The 21394-nt window shown below is 41.3% G+C and carries 18 protein-coding genes and 2 pseudogenes; 15 read left to right on the top strand and 5 right to left on the bottom strand.

Annotation, left to right across the window (positions count from 1 at the left end; translation table 11 throughout):
• Window positions 1-25 precede the first annotated feature (25 nt).
• Window positions 26-2497, bottom strand: a complete 2472-nt coding sequence (locus J690_RS20110) for a heavy metal translocating P-type ATPase (protein WP_032037876.1) — start codon at window positions 2495-2497, stop codon at window positions 26-28.
• A gap of 166 nt (window positions 2498-2663) precedes the next feature.
• Between J690_RS20110 and J690_RS20105 the strand changes: the two genes are divergently transcribed.
• Window positions 2664-2864, top strand: coding sequence for a heavy-metal-associated domain-containing protein (locus tag J690_RS20105; protein WP_001985155.1), 201 nt, complete (start codon window positions 2664-2666; stop codon window positions 2862-2864).
• A 57-nt stretch (window positions 2865-2921) separates the two neighbouring features.
• Here J690_RS20105 and mobR read toward each other — a convergent pair whose 3' ends face one another.
• Window positions 2922-4592, bottom strand: coding sequence for a phenol degradation transcriptional regulator MobR (mobR, locus tag J690_RS20100; RefSeq protein WP_032037873.1), 1671 nt, complete (start codon window positions 4590-4592; stop codon window positions 2922-2924).
• Window positions 4593-4961: 369 nt separating this feature from the next.
• Here mobR and J690_RS20095 point away from each other — a divergent pair, with 369 nt between their 5' ends.
• The 7 genes from J690_RS20095 to J690_RS20065 all read left to right on the top strand — a co-directional run bounded on the left by J690_RS20095 (window position 4962) and on the right by J690_RS20065 (window position 10683).
• Complete coding sequence (locus J690_RS20095) at window positions 4962-5258, top strand: phenol hydroxylase subunit (RefSeq protein WP_032037871.1); 297 nt, start codon at window positions 4962-4964, stop codon at window positions 5256-5258.
• 12 nt (window positions 5259-5270) lie between these two features.
• Entirely contained in the window at window positions 5271-6269 is a 999-nt protein-coding gene (locus J690_RS20090; protein WP_032037869.1) for an aromatic/alkene monooxygenase hydroxylase subunit beta, read from the top strand.
• An 11-nt stretch (window positions 6270-6280) separates the two neighbouring features.
• The gene (locus tag J690_RS20085) at window positions 6281-6547 is read left to right on the top strand and encodes an MmoB/DmpM family protein (protein WP_031968926.1); all 267 of its coding nucleotides are present in this window, start codon (window positions 6281-6283) and stop codon (window positions 6545-6547) included.
• A gap of 45 nt (window positions 6548-6592) precedes the next feature.
• The gene (locus tag J690_RS20080) at window positions 6593-8119 is read left to right on the top strand and encodes an aromatic/alkene/methane monooxygenase hydroxylase/oxygenase subunit alpha (RefSeq protein WP_032037867.1); all 1527 of its coding nucleotides are present in this window, start codon (window positions 6593-6595) and stop codon (window positions 8117-8119) included.
• Window positions 8120-8178: 59 nt separating this feature from the next.
• The gene (locus J690_RS20075; RefSeq protein WP_005076914.1) at window positions 8179-8541 is read left to right on the top strand and encodes a phenol hydroxylase subunit P4; all 363 of its coding nucleotides are present in this window, start codon (window positions 8179-8181) and stop codon (window positions 8539-8541) included.
• 14 nt (window positions 8542-8555) lie between these two features.
• Window positions 8556-9617 (top strand): NADH:ubiquinone reductase (Na(+)-transporting) subunit F, encoded by a 1062-nt coding sequence (locus J690_RS20070; RefSeq protein ID WP_032037864.1) that lies wholly within the window; start codon window positions 8556-8558, stop codon window positions 9615-9617.
• A 184-nt stretch (window positions 9618-9801) separates the two neighbouring features.
• Window positions 9802-10683, top strand: coding sequence for a SphA family protein (locus J690_RS20065; RefSeq protein ID WP_032037861.1), 882 nt, complete (start codon window positions 9802-9804; stop codon window positions 10681-10683).
• 49 nt (window positions 10684-10732) lie between these two features.
• On the opposite strand, the gene J690_RS20060 is transcribed toward J690_RS20065, so the two are convergent.
• Both J690_RS20060 and J690_RS24075 read right to left on the bottom strand, forming a co-directional pair.
• Window positions 10733-11692 (bottom strand): LysR family transcriptional regulator, encoded by a 960-nt coding sequence (locus J690_RS20060; RefSeq protein ID WP_017386346.1) that lies wholly within the window; start codon window positions 11690-11692, stop codon window positions 10733-10735.
• Between the two features lie 44 nt (window positions 11693-11736).
• Window positions 11737-11866, bottom strand: a pseudogene (locus J690_RS24075) (hypothetical protein).
• A gap of 106 nt (window positions 11867-11972) precedes the next feature.
• Here J690_RS24075 and benA point away from each other — a divergent pair.
• The 7 genes and pseudogenes from benA (at window position 11973) to J690_RS20025 (ending at window position 20132) form a co-directional block, all read left to right on the top strand.
• A complete protein-coding gene (gene benA, locus J690_RS20055; RefSeq protein WP_032037857.1) occupies window positions 11973-13355 on the top strand; it encodes a benzoate 1,2-dioxygenase large subunit in 1383 nt (460 codons plus the stop codon).
• Window positions 13352-13871: pseudogene (benB, locus tag J690_RS20050) on the top strand (benzoate 1,2-dioxygenase small subunit). The gene benA and the pseudogene benB overlap by 4 nt, the downstream one beginning before the upstream one ends.
• 53 nt (window positions 13872-13924) lie before the next feature.
• Window positions 13925-14941 (top strand): benzoate 1,2-dioxygenase electron transfer component BenC, encoded by a 1017-nt coding sequence (gene benC, locus J690_RS20045; RefSeq protein ID WP_032037851.1) that lies wholly within the window; start codon window positions 13925-13927, stop codon window positions 14939-14941.
• Between the two features lie 18 nt (window positions 14942-14959).
• Window positions 14960-15745 (top strand): 1,6-dihydroxycyclohexa-2,4-diene-1-carboxylate dehydrogenase, encoded by a 786-nt coding sequence (locus tag J690_RS20040; RefSeq protein ID WP_032037849.1) that lies wholly within the window; start codon window positions 14960-14962, stop codon window positions 15743-15745.
• 57 nt (window positions 15746-15802) lie between these two features.
• The gene (benE, locus tag J690_RS20035) at window positions 15803-16996 is read left to right on the top strand and encodes a benzoate/H(+) symporter BenE (protein ID WP_032037846.1); all 1194 of its coding nucleotides are present in this window, start codon (window positions 15803-15805) and stop codon (window positions 16994-16996) included.
• Between the two features lie 476 nt (window positions 16997-17472).
• The gene (locus J690_RS20030; protein WP_032037843.1) at window positions 17473-18831 is read left to right on the top strand and encodes an aromatic acid/H+ symport family MFS transporter; all 1359 of its coding nucleotides are present in this window, start codon (window positions 17473-17475) and stop codon (window positions 18829-18831) included.
• Between the two features lie 44 nt (window positions 18832-18875).
• Window positions 18876-20132 carry an OprD family outer membrane porin gene (locus tag J690_RS20025; RefSeq protein ID WP_032037839.1) on the top strand — a complete coding sequence of 419 codons (1257 nt, stop codon included), beginning with the start codon at window positions 18876-18878 and terminating at the stop codon, window positions 20130-20132.
• Between the two features lie 105 nt (window positions 20133-20237).
• Here J690_RS20025 and J690_RS20020 read toward each other — a convergent pair whose 3' ends face one another.
• Window positions 20238-21344 (bottom strand): beta-ketoacyl-ACP synthase III, encoded by a 1107-nt coding sequence (locus J690_RS20020; protein ID WP_005802658.1) that lies wholly within the window; start codon window positions 21342-21344, stop codon window positions 20238-20240.
• Window positions 21345-21394 lie beyond the last annotated feature (50 nt).

The raw sequence follows: 21394 nt of genomic DNA, 5'->3' as shown, positions 1-21394 counted from the left end.
AACCAAAAGTTGATTTTCAGCACGCTTACTGTACTGGCGCATGAAAGCGTTTTAAGCGTAATGCATTACCTAAAACAAAAACCGAAGAAAGTGCCATTGCACCTGCTGCAAACATTGGCGAGAGTAAAACGCCAAATGCTGGATATAGCGCACCTGCTGCAATTGGAATTAGGGCTACGTTATATACAAATGCCCAAAACAGGTTTTGACGTATGTTTCGCATGGTGGCTTTACTTAATGCAATTGCATTCGGTACGCCTTTTAAACTACCTGACATCAGCACCACATCTGCAGCTTCAATGGCAACATCTGTTCCTGTACCAATGGCTAAACCGACATCTGCTTGCGCCAAGGCTGGTGCATCGTTAATACCATCACCTACAAAGGCCAAACGACCATATTGTTTTTGCAGTTGGCGAACTGTGTCCACTTTGCCTTCGGGTAAAACCTCTGCCACAACTTCATCAATGTTCAGCTTTTTAGCAATCGCCTGCGCCGTATGACGGTTATCTCCTGTAATCATGGCAACCTTGAGACCTAATTGATGCAAGGCCTCAATCGCAGCATAGGTTGTTTCTTTAATTGGATCTGCCACGGCAATAATTGCAGCAAGTTGCTGATCGATAGCAACATAAAGCAGTGTTTTGCCTTCTTCACCCAATTGAGCAGCAATCGCTTGGAATGAGTTGGTGTCTAAACCAAGTTGATGCATATAACGATCTGCGCCAATTTGTACTTTTTGACCTAAAACTTCCGCTTCAATACCTGAGCCTGTAATCGAATTAAATGCTGTTACTGGTAATAAGTTTAGGCCTTCACTTTCTGCTGCTTGAACAATCGCGAGTGCAATCGGATGTTCAGACTTGGCTTCGACTGAGGCAACTAAAGTCAGCACTTGTTTGCGTTCAAAGCCCTGTTGCACATTAAAGTCAGTCAGTGTCGGTTTGCCTTCGGTGAGTGTACCCGTTTTATCAACTGCAACGACCTGCACTTCTTGTAAAAGCTGCAAAGCTTCACCTTTACGGAACAAGACACCTAACTCAGCACCACGTCCAGTACCGACCATAATAGAAGTTGGTGTTGCAAGTCCCATCGCACAAGGACACGCAATAATTAGTACCGCAACAGCATTCACCAGACCAAAAGTGAGCGCAGGCTCTGGTCCCCAAATAAACCAAACCAAGAAAGTAATTGCAGCAATTAACATCACTACAGGTACAAACCACATAGTGACTTTATCGACCAAACCCTGAATCGGAAGTTTAGAACCTTGGGCTTGTTCAACCATGCGAATAATTTGTGAAAGTACAGATGAGCTACCCACTGCGGTTGCCCGAATGTTCAGTGTTCCGTTTTGATTGACCGTACCACCGACCACCTGTTGTCCCACTACTTTTTCGACTGGGACAGGTTCACCCGTAATCATAGATTCATCAATGTAGCTGTGCCCTTCAACCACTTCACCATCGACTGGCACACGTTCACCCGGACGAATTTCTACGATAGTTCCACTGACCACTTCAGCAACAGCAACTTCAACCACTTGACCGTCACGTTGAATACGGGCTGTTTTAGGCTGCATTCCTACCAAATGTTGAATCGCTTGCGAAGTACGTCCTTTAGCTTTGGCTTCAAAATATCGCCCGAGTAAAATTAAACTGACAATAACGGCAGCTGCTTCAAAGTAAACATTGACCGTGCCTTGTGGTAACACATGCGGCATAAAGGTTGCTACAACTGAGAAACTGTAGGCAGCCAAAGTTCCAACAGCCACTAGCGAGTTCATATCTGGCGCTAAACGCAATAAGGCTGGAATTCCTTTTTGGTAAAAACGACGACCTGGAAAAACGAGCACTAATGTAGTCAAAGCAAACTGTAAAAGCCAGCTGTTGTATTGACCAATCGTGTCCATGATCCACATGTGAAAAGCTGGAATGAGATGTGAACCCATTTCCAAAATAAACACAGGTAAGGCCAACACAATCGAAATGATCAAATCTTTTTTTAGCTGATCTAACTCTGACGCTTTTTTATCGAGTTGCTCATCTTGATTTTTTTCAGATGCTTTAGCGTCGTAACCTGCTTTTTTAACAGCGCGAATTAAGTCTTCAACATTAACTGATGCATCTGCTTGTACCCAAGCCTGCTCTGTTGCTAAGTTGACCGTGGCTTCTTGAACGCCGTCTACTTTTTTAAGGGCTTTTTCAACACGTGCAACACAAGATGCACAGGTCATGCCCTCAATAGACAACTCCACTGGCGCAGCTTTTGGAACTTCATAACCTGCTCGTTCAACTGCTTTAACTAGTGCTTCGCGCTGAATCGGTTGATTTGAATAAACAACGGCTTTTTCTGTTGCCAAATTAACGTTAGCAATCTCTACATTTTCAACTTTCTTAAGTGCTTTTTCGACACGACCTACACACGAGGCACAGGTCATGCCTTCGATTGGAAGTGTTTCACTATATGGTGGCAATTTTGTGTTTTTTGAGTCCATCAAACACCTCTGCAAATTTGCAAAATTTAATATTCTGTATTGAGCATACAGATTCCCATCATGGGAAGGTCAAGCATATTTTTTTAAAAAATTAGTATTGACCTTACAATCATGACAAGGTTTAGACTCAGTGTTATCCAAACAAACATCTCATTCTTGATGGAGTATGAACATGAAACTACTTATTGAAAATATGACTTGTGGTGGCTGCGCTCGTGGCGTGACTGCAACGATTCAAGATGTCGATCCAAATGCAAAAGTAGATGTAGACTTAGCGACCAAAATCGTGACTGTTGAAAGCAGTGAAAGCGTCGATAAAATTACCGAAGCGCTTGAAGAAGATGGTTTCCCAGCGAAAGTGCAATAATGAATAAGGCCTAACGTTTAAAGTTAGGCCTTTATTTTTGAGCGTGTTGATATTGACTCAAAGCTGAAATTTTTTAATTCGATAATCCAGTGCTGCCCGAGTTAGCCCTAATAAACGTGCCGCTTCAGACACATTATGATTTGCCTTTTTTAAAGCTGTTAAAATTAACTGCTTTTCGTGTTCTTCTAAATTAAACTCTGCCTTTAATAATTGCTCAAAGTCAGTTTCCACAGTCACCACCTGCTCTGGGTCATGCTTGATCTGTGGAAAAATGGCATTTAACTTAATCAGTTGCTGATCGTCCGTTAATAAAACCGCCCTTTCTAATAAGTTTTCCAACTCACGAATATTTCCCGGCCATTCATATTGCTGCATAAAAACTTTGGTCTTTTCACTTACGCCCTGAATGGTTTTGCCGTACATTTTTTCAAAGCGACGAAGAAAATGTTCAACCAGTAAAGGAATATCTTCACGGCGCTCTCGCAAAGGCGGAATCTGCACTGGGAAAATATTTAAGCGATAATATAAATCTGCCCGAAATCGCCCTGTTTTTACAGCCTGCTCAAGATCTTCATTGGTTGCTGTAATTACACGAACATCTAAAATACGTGTCTGTGAATCTCCTACTCGCTCAAATTCACCTTCCTGCAAAATGCGTAATAGTGCTGCTTGTGCACGAGGAGAAAGCTCAATCACTTCATCTAAAAAAATTGTACCACCATTGGCTCGTTCAAACTTCCCCAAGCGAGATTGATGCGCTCCTGTATAAGCACCTTTTTCTACCCCGAATAATTCAGACTCAATTAACTCTGGTGGAATCGCTGCACAGTTTACTGCAATAAAAGGTTGGTCTTTTCTTTGGCTATTTGCATGAACTCCTCGAGCAAAAGCTTCTTTACCAACGCCGGTTTCACCTTGTAGCAAAATAGAAACTTTCGAACCTGCTGCTTTTGTTAATAATGCACAGACCTGTTTATAAGATGCTGACTTACCCACAGAACTAAATAATTGGTAATCGGCTTCACTGTCGCTATAAATTGATTTTTTAAGTTCAAAAAGTTCAGCCTGCAACGCAATCAGTTCTTTTTCCATAGGTTCGGGAGACATGAACTGAATCAGTTCATCAGCATTTTCCCACTCTTCTAAAGGCTTACCAATAATACGGCAATGCTCATCGCCGCAAGCTTTACACTCTATTTCTTGATAAATAATGGTCATGCCCGTCGCAAAACTACTGTAGCCGCACGCATAACCCAGAAGCATCCAGCACGCAGGTTCATCACTTGGGCCAAAATGCTCTAAATGCACATCGGCTTCAAAAGAATTGAGCCAATTTAAATCGGCATAAAACTGTTTTTTATCGTGGCTTAAATTGAGCTGGTTGGCCTGTACTTGCACCATTCCACGAATGGCGTGCATTTGTGGACCCGCCATAAAAGCATCGTGTTCATTTAAATCGGGACGCATTTTTGTAGTAACTTCTGCATCTTTTAACCCAGCTTGATAACCTAAACGAATAAAAAAACGCTTGGTCCGTTCAAGCCCAATCATGTGCGCTAAGTCTTTACGCAAATATCCCATAATGCTGGTGTGTAAAAGCAGCATCCGATATTCATCAAACCAGATTTGGCCGTGGGCAGTATCAAAGTGCAATTTAGACAGCAAATCGTGAATTTCTTGCGGATGATCTGCGTATCGTCCCGTTGTATCGTATTTTACTCGAGCCATGAGTGATCTGTTTTAATCCATTAAACACATTTGGGTTTTATCTCATCTTATCGAAGAACCAGATAAATGTCCTAGTATCTTAAAGACATAACTTCATACTAAAAAAGTATTTCTAAATCTCTCCATTTAAAGCCTCAAACAATCTAAAAAGAAATTTTTACGACCCTATTCATCAAATCATGAATATCTCTATTTCACCATTCAAAAAAATTCATGAAATGGTGAATTTAAAAAATTCCTCATTTTCCATAAAAATCTTAATTAATTGTTTTTAATAATAAAAATAAAGTTGGCATAGCTTTTGTAAAGCTTATAGCGAGAGCAAGGAGCATTCATCAATTTCAAGACCATGTCTTGATGGAGTACAGCATGACGCAACCTCAAGTCGAAGCATTAACCAAATATATTCGGGTCACTGGCGACTTAAACGCAGAGTTTATCGAATTCGATTTTGCCATTCACGATCCAAGTCTATTTGTGGAACTGGTTTTGCCTAAACATGCATTTAATGATTTTTGTAAGACCAATCAAGTGGTTGAAATGACCCAAGAGCAGCAAGCTTTTAACGATGCTCAGGAAGAAAAATGGCGCTATGGCACTGAAGCAACCTTAGTCGGCACGCAACGTAATAGCAACGATCACGATGATCAAATGCAAAAAATATAAGGAGATAAAGCCATGACTTTAGAAATCAAAACGTCAAATGTCGAACCTATCCGCCAGAACTACGCCTATATCGAAAGACGATTTGGTAGTAAGCCAGCTACTCGATATCAAGAAGTAAGTTTCGATGTACAGGCAGAAACTAACTTTCACTATCGTCCTTTGTGGAAACCTGAAAAGACTTTAAATGACAAAACCCATACTACCCTGCAAATGCAAGATTGGTATGCATTCAAAGATCCACGTCAATTCTATTATGGAACTTATGTTCAGCACCGTGCGCGTTTACAAGACACTGCCGAAAGTAATTTTGCTTTTTTCGAAAAACGTCAGCTTGCAGAACATTTGTCTGATGAAGTCAAAGCTAAGGTCATTGAGTGCCTATTGCCATTTCGCCACGTTGAACAAACTGCAAACTTACACATGATGTCTGGCAGTGCCTATGGTTATGGCACCGTGCTTACCCAAGCTTGTATTTATGCCGCGATGGATCGTTTAGGAATTGCGCAGTACATCTCGCGTATTGGCTTAGCTTTAGATGGCAACAGCGGCGACTCACTACAGCAGGCAAAACAGGCTTGGATGCAACATCCTGCATGGCAAGGCTTACGCCGTCTGTGTGAAGAAAGCCTCACCGAGCAAGACTACTTCAAACTTTTCTTATTACAAAATCTTGTGATTGACTGCTTTGTGACAGAGCTCGTCTATCAACAGTTTGATCAGTGGTTAGTCACTCAAAATGCTCGCGACTTAGCCATGCTGACTGAATTTATGAAAGACACTTTAGGTGATTTACGTAAGTGGTCAGATACCGTCATTAAAACTGCGGCAGCAGAATCCGATCATAACAAACAGCTATTAAATGAATGGTTCACTGAGTCTCTAGCTCAAGTGAAAGCAGCCTTTACACCTTGGGCAACAGCAGCCTTAACAGCAGAGGCAATTGATCAAGCAGAAAAAGCCGTTATTGAACGTGCAAAAAAACTCGGCCTACAACCACTTACAAATGCTTAAGGAGAAGCAACATGTCTAAAGTCTATCTCGCGTTACAAGACAACGATACTTCACGCTACATCCTCGAAGCGATTGAAGAAGATAACCCTGAAGCTTCAATTCAGTATTTCCCCGCCATGATCCGAATTGAAAGTGAAACTGATTTGGTGATTAAAGCCGAAACCGTATCTGAAAAACTTGGCCAAGATTGGGACATCCAATCATTACAACTCAACATGATTACGCTGGGCGGCAACGTCGAAGAAGATGACGATACTTTCCGCCTTCATTGGAATTAATCACAACATAGACGTTGTTTAACAAAGATTTAAGGATGATCAATCATGACAACTCAAACGAAAGAAACCAGCAAAAAATTAAATGCGAAAGATCGTTACCGTGCATTAACCCGTGATCTGGACTGGGACTTTTCCTATGCTGACCGTAAAGATGCCTTCCCTTATGAAGAGTTTGAAGGCATCAAAATTACGGACTGGTCTAAATGGGAAGATCCATTCCGTTTAACTATGGATGCTTACTGGAAATATCAGGCAGAAAAAGAGAAAAAACTTTATGCCATTTTTGATGCGTTTGCTCAAAACAACGGTCAGATGAATGTCAGTAATGAACGCTACTTAAATGCGATCAAACTCTTTTTAACGGCGGTGACTCCACTTGAATATCAAGCTTATCAAGGTTATGCCCATGTAGGCCGCCAGTTTAGTGGAATTGGAGCACGTATTGCTTCTCAGATGCAGTCGATTGATGAGCTGCGTCATGTACAGACCCAAATTCATGCCATGAGCCATTACAACAAGTTCTTTGATGGTTTTCAGGACTGGGCGCATATGCATGACCGCGTTTGGTATTTGTCTGTGCCTAAATCATTTTTTGAAGATGCCCGTTCTGCTGGCCCTTTCGAGTTTTTATTAGCGATTAGTTTTGCTTTTGAATATGTACTTACCAACTTGCTGTTTGTTCCGTTTATGTCTGGAGCAGCTTATAACGGCGATATGGCAACCGTAACCTTTGGTTTTAGTGCACAGTCAGATGAAGCGCGCCACATGACGCTTGGTCTGGAAATCGTAAAATTCTTGCTCGAACAACATGAAGACAACGTGCCGATTGTGCAGGAATGGATTGATAAATGGTTCTGGCGTGGGACGCGTTTGCTTTCAATTGTGGGCATGATGATGGATTACATGCTGCCAAACAAAGTGATGTCGTGGAAAGAAGCTTGGGAAGTTTATTTTGAACAGGCAGGCGGGGCGCTATTTAAAGATTTAAGCCGTTATGGCATCCGTATGCCGAAATATAGCGATGTCATTGTGAAAGAAAAAGAGCATGTCTCACATCAGGCATGGTGGATTTTCTATAACTTTGGTCATGCTGCCGGTTTCCATACATGGATTCCAACCGACGAAGAAATGGATTGGTTATCGGCTAAATATCCAGACACTTTCGATAAATACTACCGTCCAAAATGGGAGTTGGCTCGCCAAATGGAAGCCGAAGGTAAACGCTTCTATAGCGCAGGTTTACCACAGCTTTGTCAGGTTTGTCAGATTCCAATGACCTTTACCGAAATGGGCGATGACCCGACTCAGTTCAGTTATCGCCGTACCATTTACCAAGGCGAACGCTACCACACCTGTTCAGATGGCTGTCATGACATTTTCGAACGCGAGCCTGAGAAATATATACAAGCATGGTTACCTGTAAATCAAATTTTGCAAGGCAACTGTGGTGGCGGTGACCTCGAAACCATGCTCCGCGATTATTACCGCATGAATGTTGGTGCTGACAATCTAGATATTGAAGGTTCTCCAGACCAACAGCGCTGGAAAAAATGGAAAGGCAACGCAGCTTAAGCACAAGGAATTGTTCAGGCAGTCATCAAGCTGCCTGATAGGAAATAAGGAGATTGAACATGACTGTTCGCGCAATACACAACAACTATCAATTTGAACCGCTTGATCTACAAAAAAATTATGGCGATCAATTCTTACTTTACGTGGGTTGGGATCATCACACCCTTTTTTGCTCGGCACATGCCATGCTTGCCTCCCCTCAACAAACTTTTGGACAGTTGATTGAGCAACAAATTACAGGTGGTTTTGCCCAACATCCAGATTTTGCCAAAATTGATTGGTCAAAAGTGCAATACACCTTAGATGGTCAAACAATTAGTCCTGAAAGTACAAAAACTTTGGCAGAGCTTGGTTTTGGGCATAAGTCATTACTTCGTTTCGTTACGCCAGAGTTAAATGGCTATAACGATAGCTACGTTTAATTCGGAGGTGTGTCATGAGTTATCAAGTCACCATTGAACCGATCGGAACAACGATTGAAGTAGAAGAAGACCAAACCATTTTAGATGCCGCTTTACGTCAAGGCGTTTGGTTGCCCTTTGCCTGTGGTCATGGCACTTGCGGGACATGTAAGGTTCAAGTCACCAACGGTTTTTATGATGTCGGTGAAGCCTCGCCATTTGCGCTCATGGATATTGAACGTGATGAAAATAAGGTGCTTGCCTGCTGCTGCAAACCACAATCCGACATGGTCATTGAAGCCGATGTCGATGAAGACCCAGATTTCTTAGGTCATTTGGTTCAAGACTATCAAGCGACCGTCATTGATATAAAAGACTTGTCGCCAACCATTAAAGGAATCCGACTACAACTAGATCGCCCAATCGAGTTCCAAGCTGGCCAATATATTAATGTCCAATTTCCAAACATTGAAGGAACTCGTGCATTTTCAATTGCCAATTTGCCAAGTGAAGTCGGCATCGTTGAGCTGCATATTCGTAAAGTTGAAGGCGGTGCAGCGACGACTTATGTGCATGAACAACTTGCCAAGGGCGATCAGCTTGATATTTCAGGCCCTTATGGTCAATTTTTTGTACGCAAGTCAGATAATCAAAATGCTATTTTCATTGCAGGTGGTTCAGGTCTTTCAAGTCCACAATCGATGATTTTAGATTTACTTGAGTCTGGAGATAGTCGCACCATTTACCTCTTCCAAGGAGCACGAGACTTGGCAGAGCTATACAACCGAGATTTGTTTGAACAGCTTGTAAAAGACTATCCGAACTTCCGCTATATTCCTGCTCTCAATGCGCCAAAAGCAGAAGATCAATGGACTGGATTTACCGGATTTGTGCACGAGGCTGTTGCCGATTACTTTGAAAATCGATGTGGTGGACACAAAGCGTATTTGTGTGGTCCACCCATCATGATCGACTCGGCAATTTCAACACTCATGCAAAGTCGCTTATTCGAACGGGACATTCACACTGAACGCTTCTTAAGTGCAGCCGATGGTGCTGCTGGACAGTCACGTTCGGCCTTATTCAAACATATTTAAAGATAAACCTTTAAGCACTCCACTTTTTCAAATGAGCTTTGTATCTGTAATTTATAAAGAAAATACAAAGCTCATAGGAGTTCTGCATTCCAAATTTACAGGTTAAACAGACTCAAATTTTAAAGACCGTTAAGGAATAACGTTTTTTTAGTGACAAGCCAAACAACACAGAATAGGACATTCTATGAATAACAAAATTGCTGCAATCATATGTGGTGTAACCAGCGCCCTTTACCTTCCCTCTGCATTTGCGACAGAAAACGGCTCGGACTCTTTTGCTTTAGGTGCCGAAGGTATGATGGCGGGTGCCTTACCACCTGCTGGGGTTTATCTACTCAGTTATTATCAAAATTATCACGCATCAGAGTTTCAAAATGGTCCCGATCAGTTCCATGTTGATGTCAACGCCGTGGTTCCGCGGTTGGTCTGGATGACCGATCAAAAAATTCTGGATGGACAACTCGGGTTTTATGCAGCCCAGCCATTGGTTGATCTAAGACTCAAAGTAAATGGAATGGCTGACTCAAACCAAGGACTCGGAGACTTGATTTTGGGTGGTATGCTCGGCTGGCATCAAGGAAATCATCACTGGATTGCAGCCCTAGAAACTGTGCTCGGGACAGGAGAATACGACACTCCAAGTGCGACACATCCAGTTGAAACTAATCTCGGGAAAAACTATCACACCATTCGACCTATTCTTGCCTATAGTTATGCCAACGCAGCAGGTTTAGATCTTTCTACTAAACTGTCTTATAGCTGGAATACGCGTAACGATGCAACCGACTACCAATCTGGACAATACATTGCGGGTGACTATAGCTTGGGTTATCGCATTAACCCAAAACTCAAAGTGGCAGTTGAAGGCTATGCTTTTAAACAAACCACAGATGACAAAGTAAACGGAAGTGACATTGGGTTTAAAGGACAGGCTTTTGCAATTGGTCCAGGCATTCAATATGCTGATAAGAACTGGTCTATTGAAGCTAAATTTTTAAAAGAAACCGAAGTCGAATATCGTCCCGAAGGCCATACCAGCTGGCTAAAACTGATTTGGGCTTTCTAAAACACACCAACGCATAGCTTCAACTTTTGAGTCTATGCACTTCTCTTATTTAAAAATCGATACCGTTTGAATCATCTATCGGGTTTTGATCGAGTGTAAAGACAGTCCGTTGATAAGGTATCCCTTCTAAGTCATAAACTTGATAAATACAATCAAACAGTGACTGTAAATCTTCACTTCGATCCATTGCCCGTGCTGTAATAAAAATTGGACTGACCGCGCCATTATCTAAAATCGGAATATAGTTTAAGTGTGGAAATCGAATGGTATCGGCACTTGCTGGAATAATACAGATCCCTTCTCCCGCTGCGACCAACCCAAGAGCCAATTGAATTTCCCGTATTTCATGCATATTTTTTGGAACTAAACTATGCTCGGCAAATATATTTAAAAGCTGAGTCGAAAAATTGGGTTTCGGCGAAGTGGGATACATAAACATCTTTTCATCAATAAGATCGGCCAGATATACCCCTTCCGTACGCTGTGCAATTGGATGACTCGTATGCGCAGCAACCACCAAGCGCTCTTTACGTAGCAAAATACGTCTCACAGCAGGATCACTAATTCTTAAACGTCCAAAACCGACATCAATACGTCCTTCTTTTAATGCCTGTAGCTGTTCAGTAGTACTTAACTCCATGAGCTGAATATTCAAATGGGGTTGCTGCTGGCGAAATAAATAAATAATTCGAGGTAACAAACCATAGAGTAAAGACCCAACAAAACCAATGGTCATACTTCTTTCGATGAGACCAATACGCTTGGTCATACTTTTTATTTCTTCAGCATTCGACAAAAGTTTAACGGCGTGCTGGTAAAAGAAATGCCCTGCTTGTGTAGTTTGTAAAGGACGACTTCCACGCTCAAACAATTGAATGCCAAGCTCGCTTTCCAGATTTTGAATCTGTCTACTCAGAGGTGGTTGAGCAATAAATAGTTTTTCGGCTGCCTTTGTAAAGCTCTGTTCTTCAACAACAGCCACAAAATACCGTAAATGTCTTAGTTCCATAAGGTTTCCATACCTTTAAGATATAAAAAAATGCAAATTCAGTCTTAGACACAGTTTAACCATTCTTTTAAGGTATATACAAGCAACAAACCGATGAAGTGATGAATTGCTTTGTGAACAAGCCTTCTTGCCAATCTTCCAGTTATTCATCTTCATCAATTCACGGTTAAACACCCAGCGCACTCATGCGCTTCATTGACAATATTAGGATATCAAGACCTTTTAGATCATAGCTAAGGCCTTGGTGACTTCCACACTTTTGGAAAGTCGGAGAACGGACATGCCACGTATTCCTGTAATCAATACTAGCCATCTTGACCGTATTGATGAATTACTTGTCGATAACATCGATACAGGTGAGTTTAAACTTCATCGCTCAGTTTTTACTGACGAAGCACTTTTTGACCTCGAAATGAAATATATCTTCGAAGGCAATTGGGTTTACTTAGCGCACGAAAGCCAAATTCCAAACAATAATGACTACTACACCACTTACATTGGTCGTCAGCCAGTCATTATTGCACGTAACCGTAACGGCGAACTCAATGCCATGATCAATGCGTGTTCACACCGCGGAGCACAACTTTGCCGTTACAAACGTGGTAATAAAGCAACGTATACTTGCCCTTTCCACGGCTGGACGTTTAACAACTCAGGTAAATTGCTTAAGGTTAAAGATCCAAGTGAAGCAGGCTATTCTGACTGTTTTAACCAAGATGGCTCACACGACCTTAAAAAAGTGGCTCGTTTTGAGAGTTACAAAGGTTTCTTATTTGGTAGCTTAAATCCCGATGTTCCTTCACTTGAAGAATTCTTGGGTGAAACCACCAAAATCATCGACATGATTGTTGACCAGTCTGAACATGGTTTAGAAGTTTTACGTGGTTCATCTACCTATACCTATGAAGGCAACTGGAAACTCACCGCTGAAAATGGTGCCGATGGTTATCATGTTTCTGCTGTTCACTGGAACTATGCAGCAACAACTCAACACCGTAAAGAAACTCAAGCTGCCGATAACATTCGTGCCATGAGTGCAGGTTCTTGGGGTAAACAAGGCGGTGGCTCGTATGGCTTTGAAAATGGCCACATGTTGCTTTGGACACAATGGGCAAACCCAGAAGACCGTCCAAACTTCCCGAAAGCAGACGAATACACCGAAAAATACGGCGAAGCAATGTCGAAATGGATGATTGAGCGTTCACGTAACTTGTGTCTCTATCCAAATGTTTATTTGATGGATCAGTTCGGTTCACAAATTCGTGTACTTCGCCCACTTTCGGTTAATCGAACCGAAGTTACCATTTATTGTATCGCGCCTAAAGGCGAAGCACCTGAAGCTCGCGCACGTCGTATCCGTCAATATGAAGATTTCTTTAATGCTTCAGGTATGGCAACACCAGACGATTTAGAAGAATTCCGTGCTTGTCAGGCAGGCTACGCAGGAATTGCACTTGAATGGAATGACATGTGCCGTGGTTCAAAACATTGGATTTATGGACCAGACGATGCAGCAAATGAAATTGGTTTAAAACCCATGTTAAGTGGGATCAAAACTGAAGATGAAGGGCTTTATCTTGCCCAACATCAATATTGGTTACAAACCATGAAACACGCGATTGCATCAGAGAAAGAAATTGCTGATCAGGGAGAAACAGTATGAGTGCTCAAGACAAAGCAACTTTAGAAAATATTGCTCAGTTTCTCTATCGTGAAGCTCGCTTTTTAGATGATGAACAATGGGATGACTGGCTTGAATGCTATGCACCAGAAGCTTCTTTCTGGATGCCAGCTTGGGATGACGACGATAAATTAACTGAAGATCCACAATCTGAAATTTCACTTATTTATTATCCAGACCGTCAAGGTTTAGAAGATCGGGTGTTCCGTATCAAAACTGAACGCTCATCTGCAACCATGCCGGACACACGCACAAGCCACAATATTGCCAACGTTGAAGTGGTTGAGCGCGACGGCGACAAAGTTACTGTTCGCTTTAACTGGAATACCTTGAGTTTCCGTTACAAGACAAATTATAGCTATTTCGGTATGTCACGTTATGTGATCGATTTTTCAGGTGATCAACCAAAAATCTTGAGCAAGTATGTCGTTTTGAAAAATGACTACATCAATCAAGTGATTGATATCTACCACCTTTAAGACATACCCCCTCAGTTAAACGGACTGTTGACTGAGGGTATAAAGTTTCAAATATTTTGTAGGATACATGCCATGTCAAACCACAATGTTGCACTTCAATTTGAAGATGGTGTTACACGTTTCATTAACGTAGCTCAAGGCGAAACCCTATCTGACGCAGCCTATCGCCAAAAAATTAATATTCCTTTGGATTGCCGTGATGGAGCATGTGGAACTTGCCGCGCATTTTGCGAGTCCGGTAGTTATGACATGCCAGAAGAAACCTATATTGAAGATGCACTAACACCAGAAGAAGCTGAGCAAGGCTATATTCTTGCTTGCCAATGTCGTCCAACTTCAGATGCGGTATTCCAGATTCAAGCCTCGTCAGATGTTTGCAAAACTGCAATTCATAGCTTCCAAGGTACATTAGCCCGCGTTGAAAATTTATCAGGCTCAACCATCACATTTGATATCCAACTTGATGAAGGTCAACCAGATATTCATTTCCTTGCAGGTCAGTATGTGAATGTTGCTATTCCTGACACTGGCGAAACACGTTCATATTCATTTAGCTCAAAACCAGGTAATCGCTTAACAGGCTTTGTGGTCCGTAACGTACCGAATGGCAAAATGAGTGAATTCTTAAGTAAGAATGCCAAAGCTGGCGAAAAAATGACATTTACTGGTCCATTCGGTAGCTTCTATTTACGTAATGTAGTGCGTCCAGTGCTGATGCTCGCAGGTGGTACTGGCATTGCCCCATTTATGTCAATGCTACAAGTACTCGAAGAGAAAGGTTCAGAACAGCCTGTTCGTTTAGTCTTTGGTGTCACCAATGACTTTGATTTAGTTGCTCTAGAAAAACTCAATGAGTTACAGGCGAAATTCCCATGGTTTGAATATCGAACTGTGGTCGCAAGCCCAGAGAGCAACCATGAACGCAAAGGCTATGTGACTGGTCATATTGAAAGTGAATGGTTAAACGGTGGCGACGTCGATGTTTACCTATGTGGCCCAGTGCCAATGGTAGAGGCTGTACGTGGCTGGTTAGAAACTGAAAATATCAAACCTGCTAATTTCTTGTTTGAAAAATTCTCTGCGAATTAACAGGTGGAGAAATTATCTATGTCAAACCGTCAAAGATTTACCGATAAGGTTGTGATTGTTACGGGTAGTGCTCAAGGTATTGGTCGTGGCGTGGCACTACAAGTTGCAGCTGAAGGCGGACAAGTCGTCATGGCTGACCGCTCTGAATACGTTGAAGACGTTCTCAAAGAAATTCAGAGTACAGGAGGTGATGCTGTTACGATTAATGCTGACCTAGAAACCTATGCAGGCGCGCAAGCGGTTGTTGCAAAAGCCATTGAACATTATGGTCGGGTAGATATCCTGATTAATAACGTAGGTGGCGCGATCTGGATGAAACCTTTTGAAGAGTTTTCTGAAGAAGAGATCATTAAGGAAGTAAATCGTTCATTATTCCCAACATTATGGTGCTGCCGTGCTGTGTTACCCGCCATGATTGAGCAACAGTCGGGTGTTATTGTAAATGTATCTTCAATTGCAACCCGTGGTATTAATCGTATTCCCTACTCGGCATCTAAAGGTGGCGTAAATGCTTTAACGGCATCGCTTGCTTTTGAACATGCCAAAGACGGAATTCGAGTCAATGCTGTTGCGACGGGTGGAACCGAAGCACCGCCTCGCAAAGTACCACGCAATCCCAACCCGTTAAGTCAAAATGAAAAAGACTGGATGCAGCAAGTGGTTGATCAAACAATAGATCGAACATTTATGGGCCGTTATGGCACAATTCAAGAACAAGTCAATCCAATTTTATTTCTTGCATCAGACGAAGCATCATATATGACTGGCTCGGTTATTTCAGTCGGAGGTGGAGATCAGGGTTAACCCTGATCTTTTTGCATGATTGGGTAAATAACATGATTTGCATGGAGGCAATCACACATGGCAACCCTGTTAAAGACATTAAAAAATGACTGGTCCATATCAGCAACAGTTGCTGGCTTTCTTGCGGTTTTAATTTCTTACTCAGGCCCACTAATTATTTTTTTCCAAGCTGCTCAGCGTGCTCATGTGTCTACCGATATGATGGTGTCATGGATTTGGGGAATCTCAATTGGTGCCGCCGTTTCAGGTATTTATCTTTCAATTAAATATAAAACGCCTGTCATAACCGCATGGTCTGCACCGGGTACTGCCCTTTTAGTTACCCTATTTCCAAATGTCTCACTGAATGAAGCGGTAGCCGCCTATATTACTTCTGCCATCGTTATTTTTTTAATTGGCGTTACAGGTTACTTCGACAAGTTACTGAAGTGGATTCCCCAAGATGTCGCTGCCGGCATGATGGCGGGGATTCTTTTTCAATTTGGTATTGGCCTATTTACCGCGTCTGATAGCATGCCTTTTATTGTCTTTAGCATGCTTATTGTCTTTTTAATTGCCAAACGTTTAATGCCGCGCTACACCATGATTTGGGTGTTAGCTGCTGGAGTTTCATTAAGCCTCATTTTGGGCAAAATGAATCCGGTTGATGTGAGTTTTAGTTTAGCTATTCCGGAGTGGATTAGCCCAGAATGGACATGGAACTCAACACTGAACCTCGCTATTCCTCTTATTTTAGTCAGTCTAACCGGTCAATTTTTACCGGGTATGGCGATTATGAAACTCAGCGGTTACAACACCCCAGCCAAACCTATTATTACTGTCACCAGTATTGCTTCTTTAGCTGTTGCCTGTGTCGGCGGTATTACCATTGTGCTTGCATCAATTACCGCAGCTTTATGTATGGGCAAAGATGCACATGAACTTAAAGAAAAACGATATATCGCAGGAATCGCCAATGGGATTTTTTATATTTTAGGTGGGTTATTTGCTGGCAGTATTGTCATGCTATTTAGCTTACTTCCTAAAGAGTTGGTTGCAGCACTGGCAGGTTTAGCCTTGCTTGGAGCAATTGCGACCAATATTTCTGTTGCCATGAAAAATGATAGTCAACGTGATGCTGCTCTTATTACCTTTTTAGCGACGGCATCAGGCATGCATTTTCTTGGATTAAGCTCAGTTTTTTGGGGCATTTGTATTGGTGTAATCGCCCATTTCATTCTCACACCACGCTCAACTCCAGCTATAAATTAATTTTTATCTAAGCACCCACCACTAAAATAAAGCCTCAATCGCCAAATCAGGATGCAAATAATTTGCTAATTCTGATTTGGCGATTTTTATTGAATATAGATTAAATTTCATTTTTAAGATGAATCTCTAAAATAATTAAATAATAGACTTTAGTATTTTGTTTTTATATTTTCACTTCAATTCATAATATAAAATTAGCTATATTTTTAGCTATGATTATCATCAATAAAATCTATAAAAAAACATCTCTAAAATCCTTAAAATTCTCATAATACAATATTTAGACCTATTTTAAAGACACAACAAAGCCAACTAAAGAAATAAAAATAAATACATATTTTTCAAATAATTAAATCGATAAAATCACAATACCTTAAAGACATAAAGATATATCAATTAGGTTTTTGACTCTAACCCAATAACAAAATAGTTTATTTAAAAATAACGCGATGCTTCACAAATTGGAGGTGAAGAAAATGGATACGAGCAAGGTTAATATTAATGAGTTAATTGATAAAGCCAGTTTTACATCTTTTCATTGGAAAGTTTTAATCTGGTGCTTACTTATTATTATTTTTGATGGATATGATTTAGTTATTTATGGGGTTGCTCTTCCTCTGTTAATGCAGCAATGGTCATTAACTGCGGTAGAAGCTGGTTTACTCGCCAGTGCTGCTCTATTCGGAATGATGTTTGGTGCCATGATTTTTGGCACACTTTCAGACAAACTGGGACGTAAAAAAACCATCCTGATTTGTGTCACCTTATTTAGCGGATTTACCTTTATGGGTGCCTTTGCCAAAGGACCAACAGAGTTTGCTATTTTGCGCTTTATCGCAGGTCTTGGGATTGGTGGCGTTATGCCAAACGTCGTCGCGCTTATGACTGAATACGCACCCAAAAAAATCCGCAGTACATTAGTCGCAATCATGTTTAGTGGCTATGCTATTGGCGGCATGACATCTGCTCTACTCGGTGCATGGCTCGTGAAAGACATGGGCTGGCAAATCATGTTTTTAATTGCAGGTATTCCCCTGTTATTGCTCCCACTGATCTGGAAGTTTTTACCAGAGTCTCTCGCCTTTTTAGTGAAATCAAACCATAGCGAGCAGGCGAAAGGTATTGTTAGTAAAATTGCGCCAGAAACGCAGGTAAACGCCAATACTCAACTGGTGTTAAATGAAAGCACCACAACTGATGCCCCTGTCCGAGCACTTTTCCAACAAGGTCGTACCTTCAGCACATTTATGTTCTGGATTGCTTTCTTTATGTGCCTACTCATGGTGTATGCCTTAGGAAGCTGGTTACCTAAACTCATGCTGCAAGCGGGCTACTCATTAGGTGCAAGCATGTTATTCCTCTTTGCACTCAATATTGGCGGCATGGTGGGTGCAATTGGTGGTGGTGCTTTAGCAGATAGATTCCATTTAAAACCTGTTATTACCATTATGTTTATTGTGGGATCAGCAGCTTTAATTCTGCTTGGCATTAATAGTCCACAATTTATTTTATATAGCCTGATTGCGATTGCTGGCGCTGCCACAATTGGTTCGCAAATCTTACTCTATACTTTCGTTGCACAGTTCTATCCGACAGCACTTCGTTCAACTGGCATGGGCTGGGCATCTGGCATTGGCCGTATCGGTGCGATTATCGGACCAGTTTTAACCGGAGCCCTACTCACACTTGAGCTTCCTCACCAAATGAATTTCTTAGCGATTGCAATTCCGGGTGTGATTGCTGCACTTGCAATATTTATGGTCAATCTAAAAGCCTCTGTTGCCGCACAAACGCCATCAACTTTTAACCCTCAAAACACGATTACTCAACAGTAAACATAAATGCGCCGAGGACTGGCGCATCTTTTTGGAAATGGATTATGGAATTATTACACCGCTTTAAGCCATGTGCTTTAACTTTTGCGACCTTAGTGTTGATGTGTGGCAATTCATTTGCTGTAAATCCAAATCAGCAGCCCGAAGATGAATGGAAATTCACGCTAAAAAATGCCTATATCAACCGTAATTTTGATAATGATGCCCTCAAAGATACTGGTAGTTGGTCTCAAGCAGCATCGCTATTTTATAAATCGAAAATGCATGACACCCCACTGCAAATTGCGGACAAGCCTATTACGATTGGTGCCGATGCTTCTGTTCAATACGCTGTACGTCTAAGTTCGGACAAACACGTCGCTGATACAGTTTTGCCTTTTAATAAAGAAACACAGTCACAAGCATCTGACTTTTTAAAATACGGTGCGACCTTAAAACTGAGCTATGACAAAACTCTTTTAAGTGTCGGTGAGCTTTGGTTAGCCCTGCCTGTAACAGCTGTTGATGCGAGCCGACAATTACTTGCTTCATATTGGGGAACCAATCTTAAGTCGCAACTTTCAGATCAGCTTTATGCAGAAATTGGTCGGGTTGAAAAAGTCTCTCCACGAAATGAAGAAGACTTTAAAAAGTTTTCATTCACGGCAAATGGAATGACCAAAGAATCTGATGGCCTGAACTACATAGATCTGCGCTATCAATTTACGCCGTCTTTAAAGGGCGAATATTATTTTGGTAATTTAGAAGATCTCTACAACAAACACTATGTTGGACTTGAGCATAATTGGAAACAACCTAATTTTGCCCTGACCTCTAAGTTTAAGTACTTTAATGCAAAAGATGACGGCAACACTTTTGATATTGATGCACAAAATATTGGGGTGCTGGAGACTCTTAAAGTAAAAAACCATACCTTTGGCTTGGGATACCAGCAGATTATCGGTGAGTCGGCTTATCCATTACCAGATGGTTTCTTACCAGAGACGTATTTCATTAACTGGAACGCTACTGGTTTCTTTAAAGAAGACGAAAAGTCTTATCATGTAATGTATGGCTACGACTTTAAAGATTATGTACCGGGCTTAAACGCAATGGTGAAATATGTCTATGGCCATGATTTTAAAGCAGCCAATGGTGAGAAAAACCATGAAACCGAGTCGAATGTGATTTTAAACTACGCATTTCAGCAACCGTTCCTAAAAGGTGTTGCCCTGCAATACATTCGTATTGATTACAACGTTAAACATGGTAATGACTTTGGTGAAGATCGCCTGTTTGTAAACTACACCAAAAAGTTTTAATAACTTTTTATTCAATCTAAGCGGGCCAATTTTGGCCCGCTTTTTTATATTATTTCGCTCATAAAAAAACGCTCTTACGAGCGTTTTTTTAATTAATCTTGTAGCTTAAGCAACATGCTTTTGTACAACAATCGAACCGACTGAATAACCAGCGCCGAAAGATGAAATCACACCATACTCGCCATTATCTACTTCGTGGCCTGTACGGTGTAAAGCAATAATCACGCCTGCTGAAGAGGTATTAGCAAACTCATCTAGAATAATTGGGGCACGGCTTAGATCTGCCTCTTTCCCCGCCACATATTTCAAGATTAGTTCATTCATGTTGGCATTGGCTTGGTGTAACCAGAAACGCTTAATATCGTTTGCAGTTAACTGCATTTTTTCCAACTGCGCATTAATGATTTTTGCCACTAACGGACAAACATCTTTAAAGACTTTGCGACCATCTTGACGGAATAACTTGTCGTCAACCACTGCATCTTCGCTACGGTTTAAGAAACCGAAGTTATTGCGAATGTTGTTTGAAAATTGAGTAAATAAATGAATATCTAAAATTTCAAAACCAGTTTTAGTAGTGGTTTCTTCAATAATAGAAGCCGTTGCAACATCACCAAAAATGAAGTGACAATCACGATTACGGTAATCTAAGTGACCCGATGTAATCTCAACGTTCACCAATAAAACACGACGAGCGCCTGAACGAATTGCATCTGCCGCTTGTTTCAAACCAAAAGTGGCAGCTGAACATGCAACGTTCATGTCGTAGGCATAACCTTGAATGCCAAGTGCCGACTGAATTTCAATCGCAACTGCTGGATAAGCACGCTGCATGTTTGAACATGCCAAAATTACAACATCGATATCTTCAGCAGTTACGCCTGCATTTTCCATTGCTTGTTTCGCAGCAATCACGCCCCACTCTGCTTGAAGTGAAAGTTCATCATTTGAACGTTCAGACAAACGAGGACGTAAACGTGTTGGATCGAGAATACCCGATTTTTCAATCACGTAACGGCGTTTAATACCAGACGCTTTTTCAATAAATTCAGCACTAGAACCACGTAATTCTTCGAGTTCACCTGCTGCAATTTTCTCTGCATTCTCTTGGTTATATTGTTCCACATAAGCATTTAAACTGTCGGCCAGTTCTTCATTAGAAATGATTTCTGTTGGGTGAAATAACCCAGTACCTGTGATACGAATGCCCATGTAAAACTCCTAAAAAAATGAATAGGGTCTGTTAATCTTTCATTTATAAA

Source organism: Acinetobacter sp. 742879, assembly GCF_000588535.1.
In the GTDB taxonomy this organism is placed as follows: Bacteria; Pseudomonadota; Gammaproteobacteria; order Pseudomonadales; family Moraxellaceae; genus Acinetobacter; species Acinetobacter pittii.
The sequence above is the reverse complement of the archived record's forward strand: the minus strand, read 5'-3'. Positions and strand labels throughout refer to the sequence as shown.

Coding starts and splice junctions, on each gene's coding strand:
- J690_RS20020 (WP_005802658.1), bottom strand. CDS start 21,344: ATGGGCATTCGTATCACAGGTACTGGGTTATTTCACCCAACAGAAATC.
- J690_RS20095 (WP_032037871.1), top strand. CDS start 4,962: ATGACGCAACCTCAAGTCGAAGCATTAACCAAATATATTCGGGTCACT.
- J690_RS20060 (WP_017386346.1), bottom strand. CDS start 11,692: ATGGAACTAAGACATTTACGGTATTTTGTGGCTGTTGTTGAAGAACAG.
- benE (WP_032037846.1), top strand. CDS start 15,803: ATGGCAACCCTGTTAAAGACATTAAAAAATGACTGGTCCATATCAGCA.
- benA (WP_032037857.1), top strand. CDS start 11,973: ATGCCACGTATTCCTGTAATCAATACTAGCCATCTTGACCGTATTGAT.
- J690_RS20040 (WP_032037849.1), top strand. CDS start 14,960: ATGTCAAACCGTCAAAGATTTACCGATAAGGTTGTGATTGTTACGGGT.
- J690_RS20075 (WP_005076914.1), top strand. CDS start 8,179: ATGACTGTTCGCGCAATACACAACAACTATCAATTTGAACCGCTTGAT.
- J690_RS20070 (WP_032037864.1), top strand. CDS start 8,556: ATGAGTTATCAAGTCACCATTGAACCGATCGGAACAACGATTGAAGTA.
- J690_RS20030 (WP_032037843.1), top strand. CDS start 17,473: ATGGATACGAGCAAGGTTAATATTAATGAGTTAATTGATAAAGCCAGT.
- J690_RS20085 (WP_031968926.1), top strand. CDS start 6,281: ATGTCTAAAGTCTATCTCGCGTTACAAGACAACGATACTTCACGCTAC.
- J690_RS20080 (WP_032037867.1), top strand. CDS start 6,593: ATGACAACTCAAACGAAAGAAACCAGCAAAAAATTAAATGCGAAAGAT.
- J690_RS20025 (WP_032037839.1), top strand. CDS start 18,876: ATGGAATTATTACACCGCTTTAAGCCATGTGCTTTAACTTTTGCGACC.
- benC (WP_032037851.1), top strand. CDS start 13,925: ATGTCAAACCACAATGTTGCACTTCAATTTGAAGATGGTGTTACACGT.
- J690_RS20105 (WP_001985155.1), top strand. CDS start 2,664: ATGAACATGAAACTACTTATTGAAAATATGACTTGTGGTGGCTGCGCT.
- J690_RS20090 (WP_032037869.1), top strand. CDS start 5,271: ATGACTTTAGAAATCAAAACGTCAAATGTCGAACCTATCCGCCAGAAC.
- mobR (WP_032037873.1), bottom strand. CDS start 4,592: ATGGCTCGAGTAAAATACGATACAACGGGACGATACGCAGATCATCCG.
- J690_RS20110 (WP_032037876.1), bottom strand. CDS start 2,497: ATGGACTCAAAAAACACAAAATTGCCACCATATAGTGAAACACTTCCA.
- J690_RS20065 (WP_032037861.1), top strand. CDS start 9,802: ATGAATAACAAAATTGCTGCAATCATATGTGGTGTAACCAGCGCCCTT.